Origin of the sequence: Nocardioides sp. cx-169, assembly GCF_021083605.1 — a bacterium.
In the GTDB taxonomy this organism is placed as follows: Bacteria; Actinomycetota; Actinomycetes; order Propionibacteriales; family Nocardioidaceae; genus Nocardioides.
Genome location: NZ_JAJNRO010000001.1, coordinates 46,689 through 61,798, shown reverse-complemented (window position 1 = coordinate 61,798; position 15,110 = coordinate 46,689). Strand labels below are relative to the sequence as shown.

Here is a 15,110-nt window from a genome sequence, read left to right as displayed (position 1 = left end):
GGTAAACCTCCGGCACGCCGTGGCGTCGTGGCGGAGAATCGACCCGTGGTCATCCGGGGGATCGCGGTGCGTACGCCGCTGCTCGCGACGCTCGTCGTCGTGCTGCTGGCGGCCCTCGCCGTCACCTTCCAGCTGACCGTCGGCGCCCAGGGTGCCGGGGCCGAGCGGTGCGAGCGGTTCGCGCAGGCCTCGAGCGCGCGCGCCGAGCGCGACACCTCCGGCGAGGGTCCCCGGGTCGTCGTGATCGGCGACTCCTACTCCGTCGGGCTTCGGCTCGACCACCCCGACCGGTCCTGGCCCTCGCGGCTGGCCGGCCCCGTCCACGTCGCCGGCTTCTCCGGCTCGGGCTTCAGCGCCCGCGCCAGCGCGTGTGGACGGGTCTCGTTCGCCGATCGTGGCCCCCGCGCGCTGACCCGGGGGGCCGACCTGGTGGTGGTCCAGGGCGGCCTGAACGACCACGACCGCACCGCCGCCGAGATCGGGGCCGGCTTCCGCGCGCTCGTCCGGGCCGTCGGCGACCGGCCGCTGCTGGTCGTCGGCCCGCCGCCGGCGCCGGTGCGCGGCGACGACGTCGACCGCGTCGACGCGGTGCTCGCGCGCCTCGCGGCGCGCCACGGTGCGACGTACCTGTCGATGGTGGAGGCCGACCTGCCCTACCTCGACGACGGCCTCCACCTGACCTCCGCGGGTCACCGGGAGTTCGGCGACCTCGTCAACGAGTCAGTACTCCAGGTGATCGAGGTACAGGTGCCCGACGGCAGCTGAGGTGAGCGGTGTGACGTCGGGGGTGTCGTTCTCGACGATGTACTCCTCGACCGTGTGCGTGCGGAAGATCCGCGCGAAGTCGACCACGCCGGTGCCGAGGTCGGCCATGTCGCCCGTGGCGGCGTCGCGGTCCTTCACGTGGAACTGCCGGACCTCCTGCGGCGCGCGCCGGATCACGTCGATCACGAAGCGGTCGGGGTCGGCGACCCCGAGGTTCACGCCCCCGGTGTAGACCCAGTAGAGGTCGACCTCGAGGTGGACGTAGCGCGGGTCCAGCCGCTCCGTGAGCACCTCCCACGGGGTCAGCCCGCCGCCGAGGTCGGTCGTGAACTCGTGGGCGTGGTTGTGGTAGCCGTAGCGCAGTCCCCACCGCCTGGCCTGGCGCGCTTCGGCGTTCATCTGGTCGGCCCACGTCTCCCAGTCGGTGCGCGAGGCTGAGGCGAGGTAGGGCACGACGACGTAGCGCTGCCCCAACGTCGCGGCGTTCTCGAGCTTGCTCCGCAGTGCCGCCGGCGTCGCGCTGATGCCGTCGTGGCTCGACGTGGCGCGAATGCCGAGCCCCTGGAGGAAGTCGCGGAGCTGGGCCGCCGTGCGTCCGTAGTAGCCGGCCAGCTCGACGTTCTCGTAGCCGTACTGCGCGAGCCGCTGCAGTACCACGTCGAAGCCAGGCTGCCCGCCGAGCGCGGCGCGCAGCGTGTAGAGCTGGATGCTGACCTTGTCGTGCGGCACCGATCGGCGCCGTCCGTGCCCTTGCCCGTGGCCGCGTCCCTGTGCGGCCGCCGCCGGCGCGGCGCCGAGCCCGGTCGCGACCCCGAGACCCGCCACTCCTGCGGCGGCTCCCCTCAGGACGTGGCGCCGGGGTGCGCCCTTCTGTGCCAAGGAACGCTGTAGTGCCTGCTCACCGTCATACCCGAAGCACATGACGAATCTCCATCTCTCGGGTCCCGACCCGTTCGGGACCGAAGTACGTGTCGACCCCTGCTCGCGGCGTGTCGTCACGCGGCGCGGAGCCCACCGCGCCACTGTGTCAGACGTCACGGCTTTCGTCGATGATCTGTCAGAAGTTGGTTGCCGGTCGCCCTAAACCGGTGCCGTGGAACACTGCGCCGGTGCGGACTAGCGATGTCTTCGATCTCCTGCGCGATGGCCGCCCCCGCACCCGCGCCGAGCTTGCCGACGCCTCCGGACTGGCCCGCTCGACGGTCGCCGCACGGATCGAGATCCTGATGCGGATGGGGCTGGTGGCGCCTTACGGCGACGGCGTCAGCACGGGCGGGCGGCCTCCCGCGCTGCTGGTGCTCAACCCCCGGGCCTGGGTCGTCGCCGGTGTGGACATCGGCGCGAGGCACGCCACCGCTGCGATCGCCGACCTGTCCGGCACGATCCTGGTCGAGCGTCGCGCGGACCTGGACGTGGCCAGCGGGCCGGAGCATGTGCTGGGCTGGGTCGAGCAGGTGGTCGCGGAGATGCTCGTCGAGCAGCAGCGCACGGTCGCCGAGCTCGCGGCCATCGGGATCGGGCTGCCCGGGCCGGTCGAGCATGACACCGGCCGGGCGATCAACCCGCCGATCATGCCCGGCTGGCACCGCTACGACGTCCCGGCGCGGGTGCAGCGCGCGTTCGCCGTACCGGTCCTGATCGACAACGACGTCAACATCATGGCCCTGGGCGAGCAGCACGCCCACCTGCCCGACGTCGACGACCTGGTCTTCATCAAGGTCAGCACCGGGATCGGCGCCGGCCTGATCTCGGGGGGCGAGCTCCAGCGCGGCGCCCAGGGCACGGCGGGCGACCTCGGGCACGTCCGCATCGACCGCGCCGAGGAGGTCACCTGCCGCTGCGGCAACCATGGCTGCCTGGAGGCCGTCGCGGCCGTGCCGGCCATCGCCCAGGCCCTGCGGGAGGCCGGGGTCGAGGTCGGCGCGGGGCAGGACGTCGTGGCACTCGTTCAGGGCGGCGACCCGCTCGCCGTCCAGCTCGTGCGGCAGGCCGGTCGTGACATCGGCGAGGTCGTGGCCGTGCTCGTCAACGTCATCAACCCCGCGGTGATCGTCGTCGGCGGCTCGCTGGCCGACGCGGGAGAGAGCCTGCTCGCCGGCATCCGCGAGGTCGTCTACCAGCGCTCGCTGCCCCTGGCCACCGAGCACCTGCGCATCGTCACCGCGCAGGCCGGTGAGCGCGCCGGCGTGCTCGGTGCCGCGGCGCTGGCCATCACGCACGCGCTCTCGCCCGATCACATCGAGGCGCGGAGCCTGGCGCTGTCGTGAGCCTGGGGACGGCCGGACCGGCTGTCGGCGGCCGCGGCTAGGGTTCTCGGGTGTCCGAGCAGCCTGCCGCCCTTCTCGCCACGGCGGTGAGCGCGCTCGGCGGCTCCGAGCGGCCCGGGCAGGTCAGGATGGCCGAGGCCGTCGCCACAGCGATGACGACCAAGCAGCACCTGCTCGTGCAGGCCGGCACCGGCACCGGCAAGTCGCTGGCCTACCTCGTGCCGAGCCTGCTCCACGACGAGCGGGTGGTCGTCGCGACCGCGACCCTGGCCCTGCAGCACCAGCTGGTCGAGCGCGACCTGCCGCGGCTGGTGGAGGCCGTCAAGGACGTGCCCGGCGTCGACACCTCCTACGCCGTGCTCAAGGGCCGCTCCAACTACGCCTGCCTGCACCGCATCCGCGAGGGGGTCCCCGACGACCAGGGCGCGCTCGTCGAGCTCCCGGTCGGATCCCAGGGCCAGAAGGTTCTCGAGCTGCGCGCGTGGGCCGAGGACGAGGCCAAGGACGGCGGCAGCGGCGAGCGCGACTCCGCCCCGCGCCACACCGACCGCGAGTGGCGCCAGGTCAGCGTCAGCCACCGCGACTGCCTGGGCGCCGCGAAGTGCCCGTTCGGACAGGAGTGCTTCGCCGAGCTCGCCCGCGAGAAGGCGCACCGCTCCCACCTGGTCATCACCAACCACTCGCTGCTCGCGATCGACGCGATCGAGGGGGTGCCGATGATCCCCGACTACGACGTGGTCGTGATCGACGAGGCCCACGAGCTGACCGCCCGGGTGACCCAGGCGGCCACCGACGAGCTGACGGCCGCCGACGTGGAGCGGGCGGCGCGGCGCTCGCAGCGCCACGTCGAGGGCCCCCAGGCCGACGACCTCGCCGACGCGGCCGGTGCCCTGCGCGACGCGACGGCCGAGGCGCGCCCCGGTCGCTTCGAGCGGGTGCCCGAGGAGCTGGCCGACGCGCTGGTGCTCGTGCGCGACGCGGCGCGGGCCTGCCTGTCGGCGTACCCGAAGAGCGACGGCGACGGCGACGCCGACGCCGGGCGCACCCAGGCGCGCGGGTCCGTGCAGGACGTCTTCGCCACCGCCGAGCGCATGGCCGCCGGCTCCGACGCCGACGTCCTCTGGCTCGCCGAGGGCACCGAGCGCATCCCGCCGCGGCTCTGCGTCGCGCCGCTGCAGGTGTGGGGGCAGATGCGCGACAAGCTGCTCACCGACAAGACCGTGGTGATGACGTCGGCCACGCTCATGCTCGGCGGCGACTTCTCCGCGCTGGCCTCGAGCGTGGGACTCAAGCCCTCGGAGCGGCTCCTGGACGGTGCCACCGTCGGTGGCGGCAAGGGGGCGCTGCCGTGGGTGGGCATCGACGTCGGCTCGCCGTTCGACTACGGCCAGCAGGCGATCCTGTACGTCGCGCGGCACCTACCCCCGCCTGGGCGAGACGGGCTGGTCAAGGCTCAGCTCGACGAGATCTGCGAGCTCGTCGACGCCGCCGACGGCCGCACCCTCGGGCTGTTCTCCAGCCGGCGGGCGGCCGAGGCCGCCGCCGAGCACGTCCGCGAGCGGCTGCCGCACCTGACCACCCTCGCCCAGGGCGACGCCCAGCTCCCCGAGCTCGCCAAGCAGTTCGTCGGCGACCCGCACACCTGCCTCTTCGGCACCCTCAGCCTCTGGCAGGGCCTGGACGTGCCCGGCGAGACCTGCCAGCTCGTGCTGATCGACCGGATCCCGTTCCCGCGGCCCGACGACCCGCTGATGAGCGCGCGCCAGAAGGCCGCCGACGCGGCCGGAGGCAACGGGTTCATGCAGGTCGCCGCCACGCACGCCGCGCTGCTGCTGGCCCAGGGCGCGGGCCGCCTGATCCGCACCACCGACGACCGGGGTGTCGTCGCGGTGCTCGACCCGCGCCTGGCGACGGCCCGCTATGGCGGCTTCCTCAAGGCCAGCCTGCCGCCGATGTGGACCACCACCGACCCGGCGCTGGTCCGCAAGGCGCTGCAGCGCCTGGCGAAGGCGGAGGCCGGCTCCTAGACCCGGACGACGCCGTCCCAGCCCCCGCGCCGGATCGTCAGCCGGCGCTCACCGCCGGCTACTTGACGGCGCGGAAGGTGACGCGCTGCTGCAGACGGTCGTCCTTGGCGACGCCCTGGCAGGAGAAGTACGTCTGCTTCCAGCAGGCGAAGCGGCCGCTGGCGTTGGCGAGGGTCACCTCGGCCCAGGAGACCTTGCCCCGGGCGAAGGCGACGGCCTTGCGGCCGTCGCCCTGCTTGTTCAGCTTGACGGTGGTGACTCGCTGGGTGCCGTTCTTGAGGTAGAGGGTGATGACCGCCTGGGAGCCGCGGTAGGTCGGGGCCATGTCGAGGGAGACCCGCAGCTTCCACTTCGGACCCTTGAGCGCCCGACCCGGGGTGACCCGGTAGGTGGCGGAGCTGAGGTGGCTCAGCCGCACCTGGCGGGTGACCTGACGCTTCGCGAGCTGGACCTTGCCGGCGAGCGGCGCCTTGCGGTAGCCCGCGCCCTCCGAGTAGGTCTTGACCGGGCGGCGGTTGGCCGCGGAGAAGGCGGTGAAGATCTTCTCAGGCGTCGTCTTGCGGGCGCGCAGCACGCTGGAGACCGCCTGCCAGGAGTACTGGTCCTTGCGGGCCGACCCACTGCCGTCGGCGCGACGGACGATGTCACGCACGATCGTGGGCAGGCCGCCCTGGCTGGCAGGGAAGCGCTCGCCGAGGTAGCGGAAGAAGATCCAGACCCCGTAGTGATAGCCGGTGGCGGGGTCGAACTGGTCCATCGACTTGCGCGGCTGGCGCAGGGGGCTCGCAGCGAGGTACTGGCGGTTGTCGTCGACGCTGTCGTACAGCTCGTCCTCGACCCAGGCGGCCGTGGCCTCGAGCAGCCAGCCGTCCTCGGCGAAGTCGTAGGCGTACTGGACGGCGTGGAAGTACTCGTGGGCGATCGTCACCTGGAGGTTCTCGAGCGGGGTGTTGGTCGGGAACTCCGAGGCCTGGTAGTCGTTGTCGACCACGCAGTAGGCGTAGCGGTCCCACGGGGCCTTGAACGGCCTCTTCTCGTCGGTGGTGCAGTAGCCGTAGAGGCGGCGGTCGCCGATGTTGGCGATGTAGATGTCGGGCAGGCTGTTACCGCCCTTGCCCGCGTCGGGCTTCGGCGCCTTGTAGCCGGCGGCGACGTAGCGCCTGTGCACGGCGGTGGCGGTGTCGAGCGTGGTCTGGGCGTACCCCGCGGTCGTGGCCTCGGGACCGCTCTGGACCCAGTGGACGCAGACCACGTCGGAGCACCTACTGGACACCGGGTTGTTGCCGTAGCTGTCCTCGTCCTTGCCGCCCGTGGGACGCGCGAGCACCCGCTGTGCGGCGACGCGGTCACCCGCGTCGAGCTCGTCGAGACGCAGGGCGAGGTCGCGCAGTGCGAGCGTGGCGTCGCCGCGGAGCGAGCCGTCGAGGACCCGCTGTGCCCGGGTGAGGGCGCGCTCGGCGGCGCTCGGGGTGGCGCCAGCAGCCTTGCCGGGCCCGGTGGTGTCGGGTCGCGCGGTGGCGCTGGGCGCGCTCAGCAGCGTGGCGAGCAGCCCGACGAGGGCGAGGAGGGCGAGGAGGGGCAGGGGTGCTCGGCGAGCGCGGAAGGGGGGCACCCTGGCGACCCTACATGCGGCGCAGGACCGCGGTGACCTTGCCGAGGATGGTCGCGTGGGTCCCGTCGATCGGCTCGAACGCCTCGTTGTGCGGCAGCAGCCAGACCTGACCGTCCTTGCGCTGGAAGGTCTTGACGGTGGCCTCCCCGTCGATCAGCGCGGCCACGATCTCGCCGTTCTGGGCGGTCTGCTCGCGCTTGATCACGACGTAGTCGCCGTGACAGATCGCGGCGTCGATCATCGACTCCCCGGACACCTCGAGCAGGAACAGCTCGCCCTCGCCGACCAGCTGGCGGGGCAACGGGAACACGTCGGTGAAGGTCTCCTCGGCCAGGATCGGGCCGCCGGCCGCGATCCGGCCCAGCAGCGGCACGTTGGTCGGCGCCGGAACGACGTCACCGATCCCGGTCTCGTCGTAGGAGGACTCCTCGGCGCTGCTCATCGAGCGCCGGGCCGCCATCACCTCGGGCAGGAAGACCTCGAGCGCGCGCGGCCGGTTGGGGTCGCGCTTGAGGAAGCCCTTCTCCTCCAGCGTCTTGAGCTGGTGGGCCACGCTCGAGCTGCTGGTCAGGCCGACCGCCTGGCCGATCTCGCGCATGCTGGGCGGGTAGCCCCGCCGCTCGATGCTGTCCTTGATCGTCGCCAGGACACGCAGCTGTCGCGGGGTGAGCCCCGTGGCGTCCGGGGGTCCGTCGGGCAGCTCGGAGACAGTCTTCTTGGCCATGGGGTCGAGGGTCCCACCAAACCCGGAGTTGTTCAAACACCTGTTCGAACGGCGTGTCGCATCGAGACGTTCGAACAATTGTTCGGCTGAGGTCTTGATTTCATTCGAACAGGTGCTCTACTGTCGATCGTGTGTTCGATCGAACGTGTGATCGGACATGTGATCGGAACCGTCTCGCGGGTCACTGTCGGTGGCTGACGTTAGACATGAGCTCCACGCAAGACCCGAGGCTGACCGCCACTTCCCCAGGAGGTCCTGATGAGCACGATGACCCTGTCTCCCGCACCATCTCCGGCACTGGCTCGCGCCCCGCGCACCCGGCCCCGACGAGACGGCGGGCGCAGCGCCCTGCGGCTGACCCGCCGCGGCCGCCTGGTGGTCCTCCTGCTCGCCCTGGCGGTCGTCCTGACCGTCGGCTTCACGCTCGCGTCCGGCTCGGTGGCCACCGAGCGCCCCGGCACCCCGGAGCCCACCCGAGTGGTCATGGTCGGCGCCGGCGAGACGCTGTGGGACCTCGCGGCCGACCTCGCCCCCGACGGCGACACTCGCGCGATGATGGACGAGATCACGCGGCTCAACGCCCTCGACTCGAGCATGGTCTCGGTCGGCCAGGAGCTGGTGGTCCCCGCCGACTAGCGCCACACAGACGTCGTCAGCCGCCTCGACCCCGGCTGACGAACCGGGGAAGACAGGGGGCGGGACCACACCAGTGGTCCCGCCCCCTGCGGCGTTCTACCGCGCGGCGCGCCGCCCGCCGGGGCTCGCCGGCGGGCCCGACTCGACCGGGGCCTTGGGCGTCCGGGGCGGCGGGGGCTGGGTGATGCCGAGCGCCCGGAGCAGGCGCGCCACCAGGATCAGTCCGAGGAAGAGGCAGGCCACGGCTCCTGCCGACGCCAGCCCGAGGAAGAGCCAAGCCTGCTCGTCGCCCCCGCGGGCCTTGCCGCCGAAGTCGATGGCGGCGTACACGAGGTAGCCCCAGGCCAGGACGCTGAGCGTCACGGCCAGGGCGTAGCCGAGCAGTGCGGGGCGGAATCCGCGCTTGGGCTTGCTGCCCCGGCGCGACCCGGCGCGCTTTCCCTGGCTCACGCGGGCCATTGTGACTGATGCCCGGCCGCCGTCCTACCTGGCCCGCCGTCGGCCCGTCGTCAGCGCGCCGTCTGCCCTGGGCGCGCAGTGGGCACCGGGCGACATGGAGGTACTCCCTGACATCGTCGGCTCCGACCCGGTCGTCGTCTTCTGCGGCCTGGCCGGCGCCGCGAGCACCAAGACCCGCGAGCACTACTACGCCTCGCCCGGCAACAGCTTCTGGCAGTCGTTGCACCTCAGTGGCATGTCCCCGCGCCTGCTGCGACCCGAGGAGGACCACGCGGTCGTCGAGCTGGGCCTCGGCCTCACCGACCTGGTCGGCCACTGGGACCCGCGCTGGGTGGAGATCGACGAGCTCGTCGACAAGGTCGAGCGCTGGGCGCCGGAGTGGCTGGCGTTCACCTCCAAGGGCGTGGCGCACGAGGCCGCACGGGCGCTCGGCCGCGCCCGGCCCGGGCTGGGCATGGCCGACTGGTACCTCGGGCCCGCGCAGGTCTTCGTCCTGCCGGGGACCAGCGGGGCCAACCAGCGCAAGGACTACGACGGACGTCCCACCCGGATCGCCTGGTGGCGCGACCTCGCCGCCCTCGCGGAGCTGCCGACACGCGCGTGAGCCGAGCCTGGTCGGGACTTCTCAGGGCCGGGGCACCCGCGCTGACCTGCGGGAACATCGCCGGAGTGTGTTGGCTCCCGGCAATTGCGCGGACCCACTTGCGTGCCCCGGCGCCCGGGGCGTACGCTTCCACAACATCTAGTAGTTACAACGATGTAGTTATCCACATCTAGTGCACAGGCCGAGGGGTCCCAGCACACAGCCAGACCGGGATGACTCACAGTCCGGCGCTTGTTATCCACAGTGAACCGCCCGTTTTCCACAGGTCAGACCCGCGAGAGGAGGCCCCGATGCACTGCCCGTACTGCCGCAACACCGACACCCGGGTCCTGGACTCGCGAGTCTCCGACGACGGCTCCTCGATCCGCCGCCGGCGCACCTGCTCCGCCGAGGGCGGGGGCTGCGGCAAGCGCTTCACGACCGTGGAGCAGATGCAGCTCACCGTGCTCAAGCGCTCCGGCGCCACCGAGCCGTTCACCCGCGACAAGGCGATCTCCGGCGTCCGCAAGGCGTGCAAGGGTCGTCCCGTCACCGAGGACGCGCTGGCCCGCCTGGGCCAGGCCGTGGAGGACGCCCTGCGTCTGTCCGGTGCCGCCGAGATCCCGGCTCACGAGGTCGGGCTCGCCATCCTGCAGCCCCTGCGCGAGCTCGACGAGGTGGCCTACCTCCGCTTCGCGAGCGTCTACCGCGCCTTCGAGTCGGCCGACGACTTCGAGGACGAGATCGCGAGTCTGCGGGCCGAGCGAGCCGTCCCGGACTCCCCGGCCGAGCTCGCCCATTCAGCCCCCAGCGGCTGACCAAGATCCGCCCGGCAGGTCGTGGGGAAGCGGCCTGCCGGGCGCACCAATTCGAGCGCCCCAACTCGAGGAGTCGAGCCCGTCGAGGCTGTCGGCGCTCCCCGCAACAATCGATGCAGCACCCAGGAAGCACGAGGAGAACCATGACCGAGACCGTCAGCGGCACGAGCAGGGGTGCGGGCGACGCCGTCGCCGGCAAGCGCCTCACCCTGGAGCGCGTCTTCAGCACCGAGGGTGTCCACCCCTACGACGAGCTCACCTGGGAGCGCCGTGACGTCGTCCAGACCAACTGGAAGACCGGCGCCACGGTCTTCGAGCAGCGCGGGGTGGAGTACCCCGACTTCTGGTCGGTCAACGCCAGCACGATCGTCACGACCAAGTACTTCCGCGGCGCCGTGGGCTCCGAGGCCCGCGAGTGGAGCCTCAAGCAGCTCGTCGACCGGATCGTGAAGACCTACACCAAGGCCGGGCTCGAGCACGGCTACTTCGCCACCGACGCCGACGCGGAGATCTTCGAGCACGAGCTGACCTGGCTGCTCGTGCACCAGTACTTCTCCTTCAACTCCCCGGTCTGGTTCAACGTCGGCACGGCGTCCCCGCAGCAGGTCTCGGCCTGCTTCATCCTCTCGGTCGACGACTCGATGGACTCGATCCTCAACTGGTACAAGGAGGAGGGCTTCATCTTCAAGGGCGGCTCCGGTGCCGGCCTCAACCTCTCGCGCATCCGCTCCTCCAAGGAGCTGCTCTCCTCCGGCGGCACGGCCTCCGGCCCTGTCTCCTTCATGCGCGGCGCCGACGCCTCCGCGGGCACCATCAAGTCCGGGGGCGCCACGCGCCGCGCGGCCAAGATGGTCGTCCTCGACGTCGACCACCCCGACATCGTGGAGTTCGTCGAGACCAAGGCGCGTGAGGAGGACAAGATCCGCGCCCTGCGCGACGCCGGGTTCGACATGGACCTGGGCGGTGCCGACATCACCTCGGTCCAGTACCAGAACGCCAACAACTCGGTGCGCGTCAGCGACGAGTTCATGCGCGCCGTCGAGGACGGCACGGACTTCGCGCTGCGCGGCCGCAAGAACGGCGAGGTCATCGAGATGATCGACGCCCGCGAGCTGTTCACCAAGATCTCCAAGGCCGCGTGGGAGTGCGCCGACCCCGGCCTTCAGTACGACGACACGATCAACGACTGGCACACCAACCCCGAGACGGGGCGCATCACCGCGTCCAACCCGTGCTCGGAGTACATGTCGCTCGACAACTCCTCGTGCAACCTGGCCTCGCTCAACCTGCTGAAGTTCCTCAAGGACGACGACACCTTCGACGCGCCGCTGTTCGCGAAGGCCGTCGAGTTCATCATCACCGCGATGGACATCTCGATCTGCTTCGCAGACTTCCCGACCGAGGCGATCGGCGACACCACCCGCGACTACCGCCAGCTCGGCATCGGCTACGCCAACCTCGGCGCGCTGCTCATGGCCATGGGCCTGGGCTACGACTCCGACGGCGGCCGCGCCATGGCCGCGACCATCACCTCGCTGATGACCGGCACCTCCTACAAGCGCTCCGCCGAGCTGGCCGCGATCGTCGGTCCCTACGCCGGCTACGCCCGCAACGCCGAGGCCCACAAGCGGGTCATGCGCAAGCACCAGGCGGCCAACGACACGATCCGCACCCTCGGCATCGCCGACAGCCAGGTCCACAAGGCGGCCACGCAGGCCTGGGCCCAGGTCCAGGAGCTGGGCGCGGCCAACGGGTTCCGCAACGCGCAGGCCTCCGTGCTCGCGCCCACCGGCACGATCGGCTTCATGATGGACTGCGACACCACCGGCATCGAGCCGGACTTCTCGCTGGTCAAGTTCAAGAAGCTCGTCGGCGGCGGCTCCATGCAGATCGTCAACCAGACGATCCCGCGGGCCCTGCGCAAGATGGGCTACGTCGGCGAGCAGGTCGAGGCGATCGTCGCCTACATCGCCGAGCACGGCCACGTCATCGACGCCCCCGGCCTCAAGCAGGAGCACTACGAGGTCTTCGACACCGCCATGGGCGCCCGCGCGCTCAAGCCGATGGGCCACGTGCGGATGATGGCGGCCTGCCAGCCGTTCCTCTCCGGTGCCATCTCCAAGACCGTCAACCTCCCCGAGACCGCCACGGTCGAGGAGATCGAGGACATCTACCTGCAGTCGTGGAAGCTGGGCCTCAAGGCCACGGCCGTCTACCGCGACAACTGCAAGGTGGGCCAGCCGCTCTCCGGCGGCAAGGGCGACAACAAGGGCCAGTCCGCCAACGTCAAGAGCGAGGAGGCCCCGGTCGAGACCAAGGTGGTCGAGAAGATCGTCTACGCCCCGGTCCGCAAGCGCCTGCCCAAGTCGCGCCAGTCGCGCACCACCTCGTTCACCGTCGGCGGCGCCGAGGGCTACATGACCTCCGGCGCCCACGACGACGGCCAGCTCGGAGAGGTGTTCCTCAAGCTCGGCAAGCAGGGCTCCACGCTGGCCGGCGTCATGGACGCCTTCTCGATCGCGGTGTCCATCGGCCTCCAGTACGGCGTGCCGCTCGAGACCTACGTCGCGAAGTTCACCAACCTGCGCTTCGAGCCGGCCGGTCTCACCGACGACCCGGATGTCCGCATGGCCCAGTCCCTCATGGACTACGTCTGGCGTCGCCTGGCCCTGGACTACCTGTCCTTCGAGGAGCGCTCGGCGATGGGCATCTACTCCGCCGAGGAGCGCCAGCGCCACCTCGAGACCGGCTCCTACGAGCCCGTCGAGGAGACCGGGTCCGCCTCGGAGCTCATCGAGGGGGGTGCCTCCACGATCGAGACCATCGAGGCCGAGGTCGTGGAGACCAAGGACTCCAAGGGCGCCGAGCAGCGCGAGGTCCCCGCGACCATCCACTCCGGCCAGGAGGCCCACACCTCCGCCGAGCTGCTCGAGAAGCTCACCGGCACCGCGATCGACTCCCCGCTCTGCATGACCTGCGGCACCAAGATGCGCCCCGCCGGCTCCTGCTACGTCTGTGAGGGCTGCGGCTCCACGAGCGGCTGCAGCTGATGTGAACGGCCACGCAATGTCCCGGGTGGCCTAGCCACGAAAGTCCCAGCCTCGGACAGGAATGTCCCAGGTGCGGCCACTTCGGACATTGCAGGTTCGGTATTGACCGTCGGGTCCGTAGAGCTTCTGGGCAGCCGATGGACGCGCTAGCGACTGGTCCGGTTCCTGAGGGGACCGGACCAGTCCTTTGTTGTGGCCCGCCGCGGCTAGGCGTCTCACGCCTGCATCAGGGTGACTCGCGCGTCGACCCCTACGGCGCAAGCAGTTGGCACTCGTTCGGGTGGCAGGTCGTCGGGAAGGAGAACCACCCGGCATGTCTCGGTGCTGGGAGGCGGCTCACCGTAGGGTTCAGCGCACCGCGGACCTCGGGAGGAATGGCATGGCAGATCAGGACGGCACGGCGGAGGACGCCCCGGGCTACGCGGCGTTTGAGAGCCGCGACGACCTGGAGGCGTACGGCGACAACGCGTTGCTGCTCTTCGTGGCGCAGATGCGCTTGGGCTTCGACGACGTGGACACCTTCGCGTCGAACAGCCTCACGGACGGCAGCAACGACAAGAAGTGCGACCTCGTCGCCGTCTCGGCGGACAAGCAGCGCATTGTTCTCGCGCAGGGCTACATGTCCGGGAAGACGACCGCGGGGGAAGCCCCGGCGAACAAGGCCAGCGACCTCAACACCGCGGTGAGTTGGCTCCTTGCAGGGGACCTCGACGGTCTGCCCGAGACGCTGCGCGGCGCTGCGGAAGAGGTCCGTGACGCGCTCGCCGGCGGGGAGATTCGCGAACTGCAGCTCTGGTACGTCCACAACCGCGACGAGTCGAAGAACGTGGACGACGAGCTGAAGCAGGCCGCGAAGACCGCGAACGGCATCCTCAAGAGCCACTATCCGGACCTCGACGTCGACGTGTCCGGCTTGGAGATCGGGCGGAGCGTCCTGGAGGACGAGTACAAGCGGATGCAGGCCCCGATCCTCGTAGCCGACGAGTACACCTTCGAGGTGCCGGGCGGGTTCGAGATGCAGGAGGACGACTGGAGCGCCTTCTCGACCGCCGTCGAAGTCTCGGACCTGCGCGCGCTCTGGGCGGCACACAAGACCAAGCTCATGTCGCCGAACATCCGCGACTACCTCGGCGTGGTCCGGTCCAGCGGCAACATCAACTTCGGCATCAAGGAGACGGCGAAGGACCAGCCCGACAACTTCGCGATCTTCAACAACGGCATCACGGTGCTGGTGAACAAGTACGAGCACAAGGTTGCCGACGACGGCACCCAGACCCTGTCCGTCGAGGGGATGGGCATTGTCAACGGTGGGCAGACCACGGGCGCGCTGGGCAGCCTCGACGCGACGGAGGCGACGGCGACGGCGGGCGCTCGCGTCATGGCCCGCTTCGTGAAGTGCACCAACACCGCCGTTCTCGGCGACATCGTCAAGTACAACAACACGCAGAACAAGGTGGAGGCGACCGACTTCCGCAGCAAGGACGCCGTGCAGGACCGACTGCGCAAGGAGTTCAACGCGATGCCGGAGGCCGACTACCGCGGGGGCCGACGCGGCGGCACGACCGACGCTATCCAGCGAATCAAGACACTGCTCTCGGACTCCTCGGTCGCGCAGTCCCTAGCCGCGTTCCACGGCGAGCCGAACCTGGCCTACAACGAGACGCGGAGCATCTGGGACAACGACGCGGTGTACTCCCGGGTCTTCCGCGACACGGTCACAGCTCAGCACATCTTGTACGCCTACGGGCTCCTGAAGGCGATTGAGAAAGTAAAGGCCAAGATCCTCGCAATCCCGGAGGTGTCCCGAACGGACGCGCAGAAGCGCCATGCGGCGTTTGTCAGCGCCCGCGGGTCGAACTATCTGCTCGGCGCCGCCCTCGGTGCCTGCATCGAGACGATCCTCGGCGTGGCGGTCGCGGACCGGCACAACCTGCGGTTCAAGACGAGCAAGACGCCTGCGCAGGCGATCGCGGCGTGGCTGCCGGTCGTCGAGGTGGCGATGGCCTTCTCGGGCCAGTTGGCACCGGCGACCGACCGGGGCTTGAAGGCGCAGGAGCGCGTGAAGAAGGCGATCGAGGACTTTGGCTCGATGCTGGAAGCCACGCGTTCTGCGAACCCGGCCCCGTTCGACGATGTGGCTGCCGCCACTGAGATCGACGCCTGACGCGG

12 protein-coding genes are annotated in these 15,110 nt (G+C 70.6%); 8 read left to right on the top strand and 4 right to left on the bottom strand.

Going from position 1 to position 15,110, the window contains the following annotated elements; translation table 11 throughout:
• Positions 1-45 precede the first annotated feature (45 nt).
• On the top strand, positions 46-765 hold the full coding sequence (locus LRP67_RS00245; RefSeq protein WP_231267946.1) for an SGNH/GDSL hydrolase family protein: 720 nt from the start codon (positions 46-48) through the stop codon (positions 763-765).
• Here the strand turns inward: LRP67_RS00245 and LRP67_RS00240 are convergent.
• The gene (locus tag LRP67_RS00240; protein WP_231267945.1) at positions 721-1,644 is read right to left on the bottom strand and encodes a sugar phosphate isomerase/epimerase; all 924 of its coding nucleotides are present in this window, start codon (positions 1,642-1,644) and stop codon (positions 721-723) included. The genes LRP67_RS00245 and LRP67_RS00240 overlap by 45 nt on opposite strands.
• Positions 1,645-1,874: 230 nt before the next feature.
• On the opposite strand from LRP67_RS00240, the gene LRP67_RS00235 reads away from it, so the two are divergent.
• Both LRP67_RS00235 and LRP67_RS00230 read left to right on the top strand, forming a co-directional pair.
• Positions 1,875-3,032 carry an ROK family transcriptional regulator gene (locus LRP67_RS00235; protein ID WP_231267944.1) on the top strand — a complete coding sequence of 386 codons (1,158 nt, stop codon included), beginning with the start codon at positions 1,875-1,877 and terminating at the stop codon, positions 3,030-3,032.
• 50 nt (positions 3,033-3,082) lie between these two features.
• Positions 3,083-5,059: an ATP-dependent DNA helicase gene (locus LRP67_RS00230; RefSeq protein ID WP_231267943.1), complete on the top strand. Its 1,977-nt coding sequence runs from the start codon at positions 3,083-3,085 to the stop codon at positions 5,057-5,059.
• A 58-nt stretch (positions 5,060-5,117) separates the two neighbouring features.
• Here the strand turns inward: LRP67_RS00230 and LRP67_RS00225 are convergent, their stop codons facing one another.
• Positions 5,118-6,671, bottom strand: coding sequence for an MXAN_6640 family putative metalloprotease (locus LRP67_RS00225; RefSeq protein WP_231267942.1), 1,554 nt, complete (start codon positions 6,669-6,671; stop codon positions 5,118-5,120).
• A 10-nt stretch (positions 6,672-6,681) separates the two neighbouring features.
• Positions 6,682-7,395 carry a transcriptional repressor LexA gene (gene lexA / locus LRP67_RS00220; RefSeq protein ID WP_231267941.1) on the bottom strand — a complete coding sequence of 238 codons (714 nt, stop codon included), beginning with the start codon at positions 7,393-7,395 and terminating at the stop codon, positions 6,682-6,684.
• A gap of 258 nt (positions 7,396-7,653) precedes the next feature.
• Between lexA and LRP67_RS00215 the strand changes: the two genes are divergently transcribed.
• Positions 7,654-8,031, top strand: a complete 378-nt coding sequence (locus tag LRP67_RS00215) for a LysM peptidoglycan-binding domain-containing protein (protein ID WP_231267940.1) — start codon at positions 7,654-7,656, stop codon at positions 8,029-8,031.
• Between the two features lie 96 nt (positions 8,032-8,127).
• Here LRP67_RS00215 and LRP67_RS00210 read toward each other — a convergent pair whose 3' ends face one another.
• Positions 8,128-8,481: a hypothetical protein gene (locus tag LRP67_RS00210; RefSeq protein ID WP_231267939.1), complete on the bottom strand. Its 354-nt coding sequence runs from the start codon at positions 8,479-8,481 to the stop codon at positions 8,128-8,130.
• 10 nt (positions 8,482-8,491) lie between these two features.
• Between LRP67_RS00210 and LRP67_RS00205 the strand changes: the two genes are divergently transcribed.
• From LRP67_RS00205 to LRP67_RS00190, 4 genes are all read left to right on the top strand, one after another.
• Positions 8,492-9,094, top strand: coding sequence for a mismatch-specific DNA-glycosylase (locus tag LRP67_RS00205; RefSeq protein WP_231267938.1), 603 nt, complete (start codon positions 8,492-8,494; stop codon positions 9,092-9,094).
• A gap of 290 nt (positions 9,095-9,384) precedes the next feature.
• Entirely contained in the window at positions 9,385-9,891 is a 507-nt protein-coding gene (gene nrdR, locus LRP67_RS00200; protein WP_231244836.1) for a transcriptional regulator NrdR, read from the top strand.
• A 143-nt stretch (positions 9,892-10,034) separates the two neighbouring features.
• Positions 10,035-12,941 carry a vitamin B12-dependent ribonucleotide reductase gene (locus LRP67_RS00195; protein WP_231267937.1) on the top strand — a complete coding sequence of 969 codons (2,907 nt, stop codon included), beginning with the start codon at positions 10,035-10,037 and terminating at the stop codon, positions 12,939-12,941.
• Between the two features lie 379 nt (positions 12,942-13,320).
• Positions 13,321-15,105: an AIPR family protein gene (locus LRP67_RS00190; protein WP_231267936.1), complete on the top strand. Its 1,785-nt coding sequence runs from the start codon at positions 13,321-13,323 to the stop codon at positions 15,103-15,105.
• The last annotated feature ends 5 nt before the right edge of the window (positions 15,106-15,110 follow it).

What these genes read in the sequence shown, in the direction of transcription:
- lexA (WP_231267941.1), bottom strand. Translation starts at nt 7,395, where the DNA reads ATGGCCAAGAAGACTGTCTCCGAGCTGCCCGACGGACCCCCGGACGCC.
- LRP67_RS00215 (WP_231267940.1), top strand. Translation starts at nt 7,654, where the DNA reads ATGAGCACGATGACCCTGTCTCCCGCACCATCTCCGGCACTGGCTCGC.
- nrdR (WP_231244836.1), top strand. Translation starts at nt 9,385, where the DNA reads ATGCACTGCCCGTACTGCCGCAACACCGACACCCGGGTCCTGGACTCG.
- LRP67_RS00190 (WP_231267936.1), top strand. Translation starts at nt 13,321, where the DNA reads ATGGCAGATCAGGACGGCACGGCGGAGGACGCCCCGGGCTACGCGGCG.
- LRP67_RS00195 (WP_231267937.1), top strand. Translation starts at nt 10,035, where the DNA reads ATGACCGAGACCGTCAGCGGCACGAGCAGGGGTGCGGGCGACGCCGTC.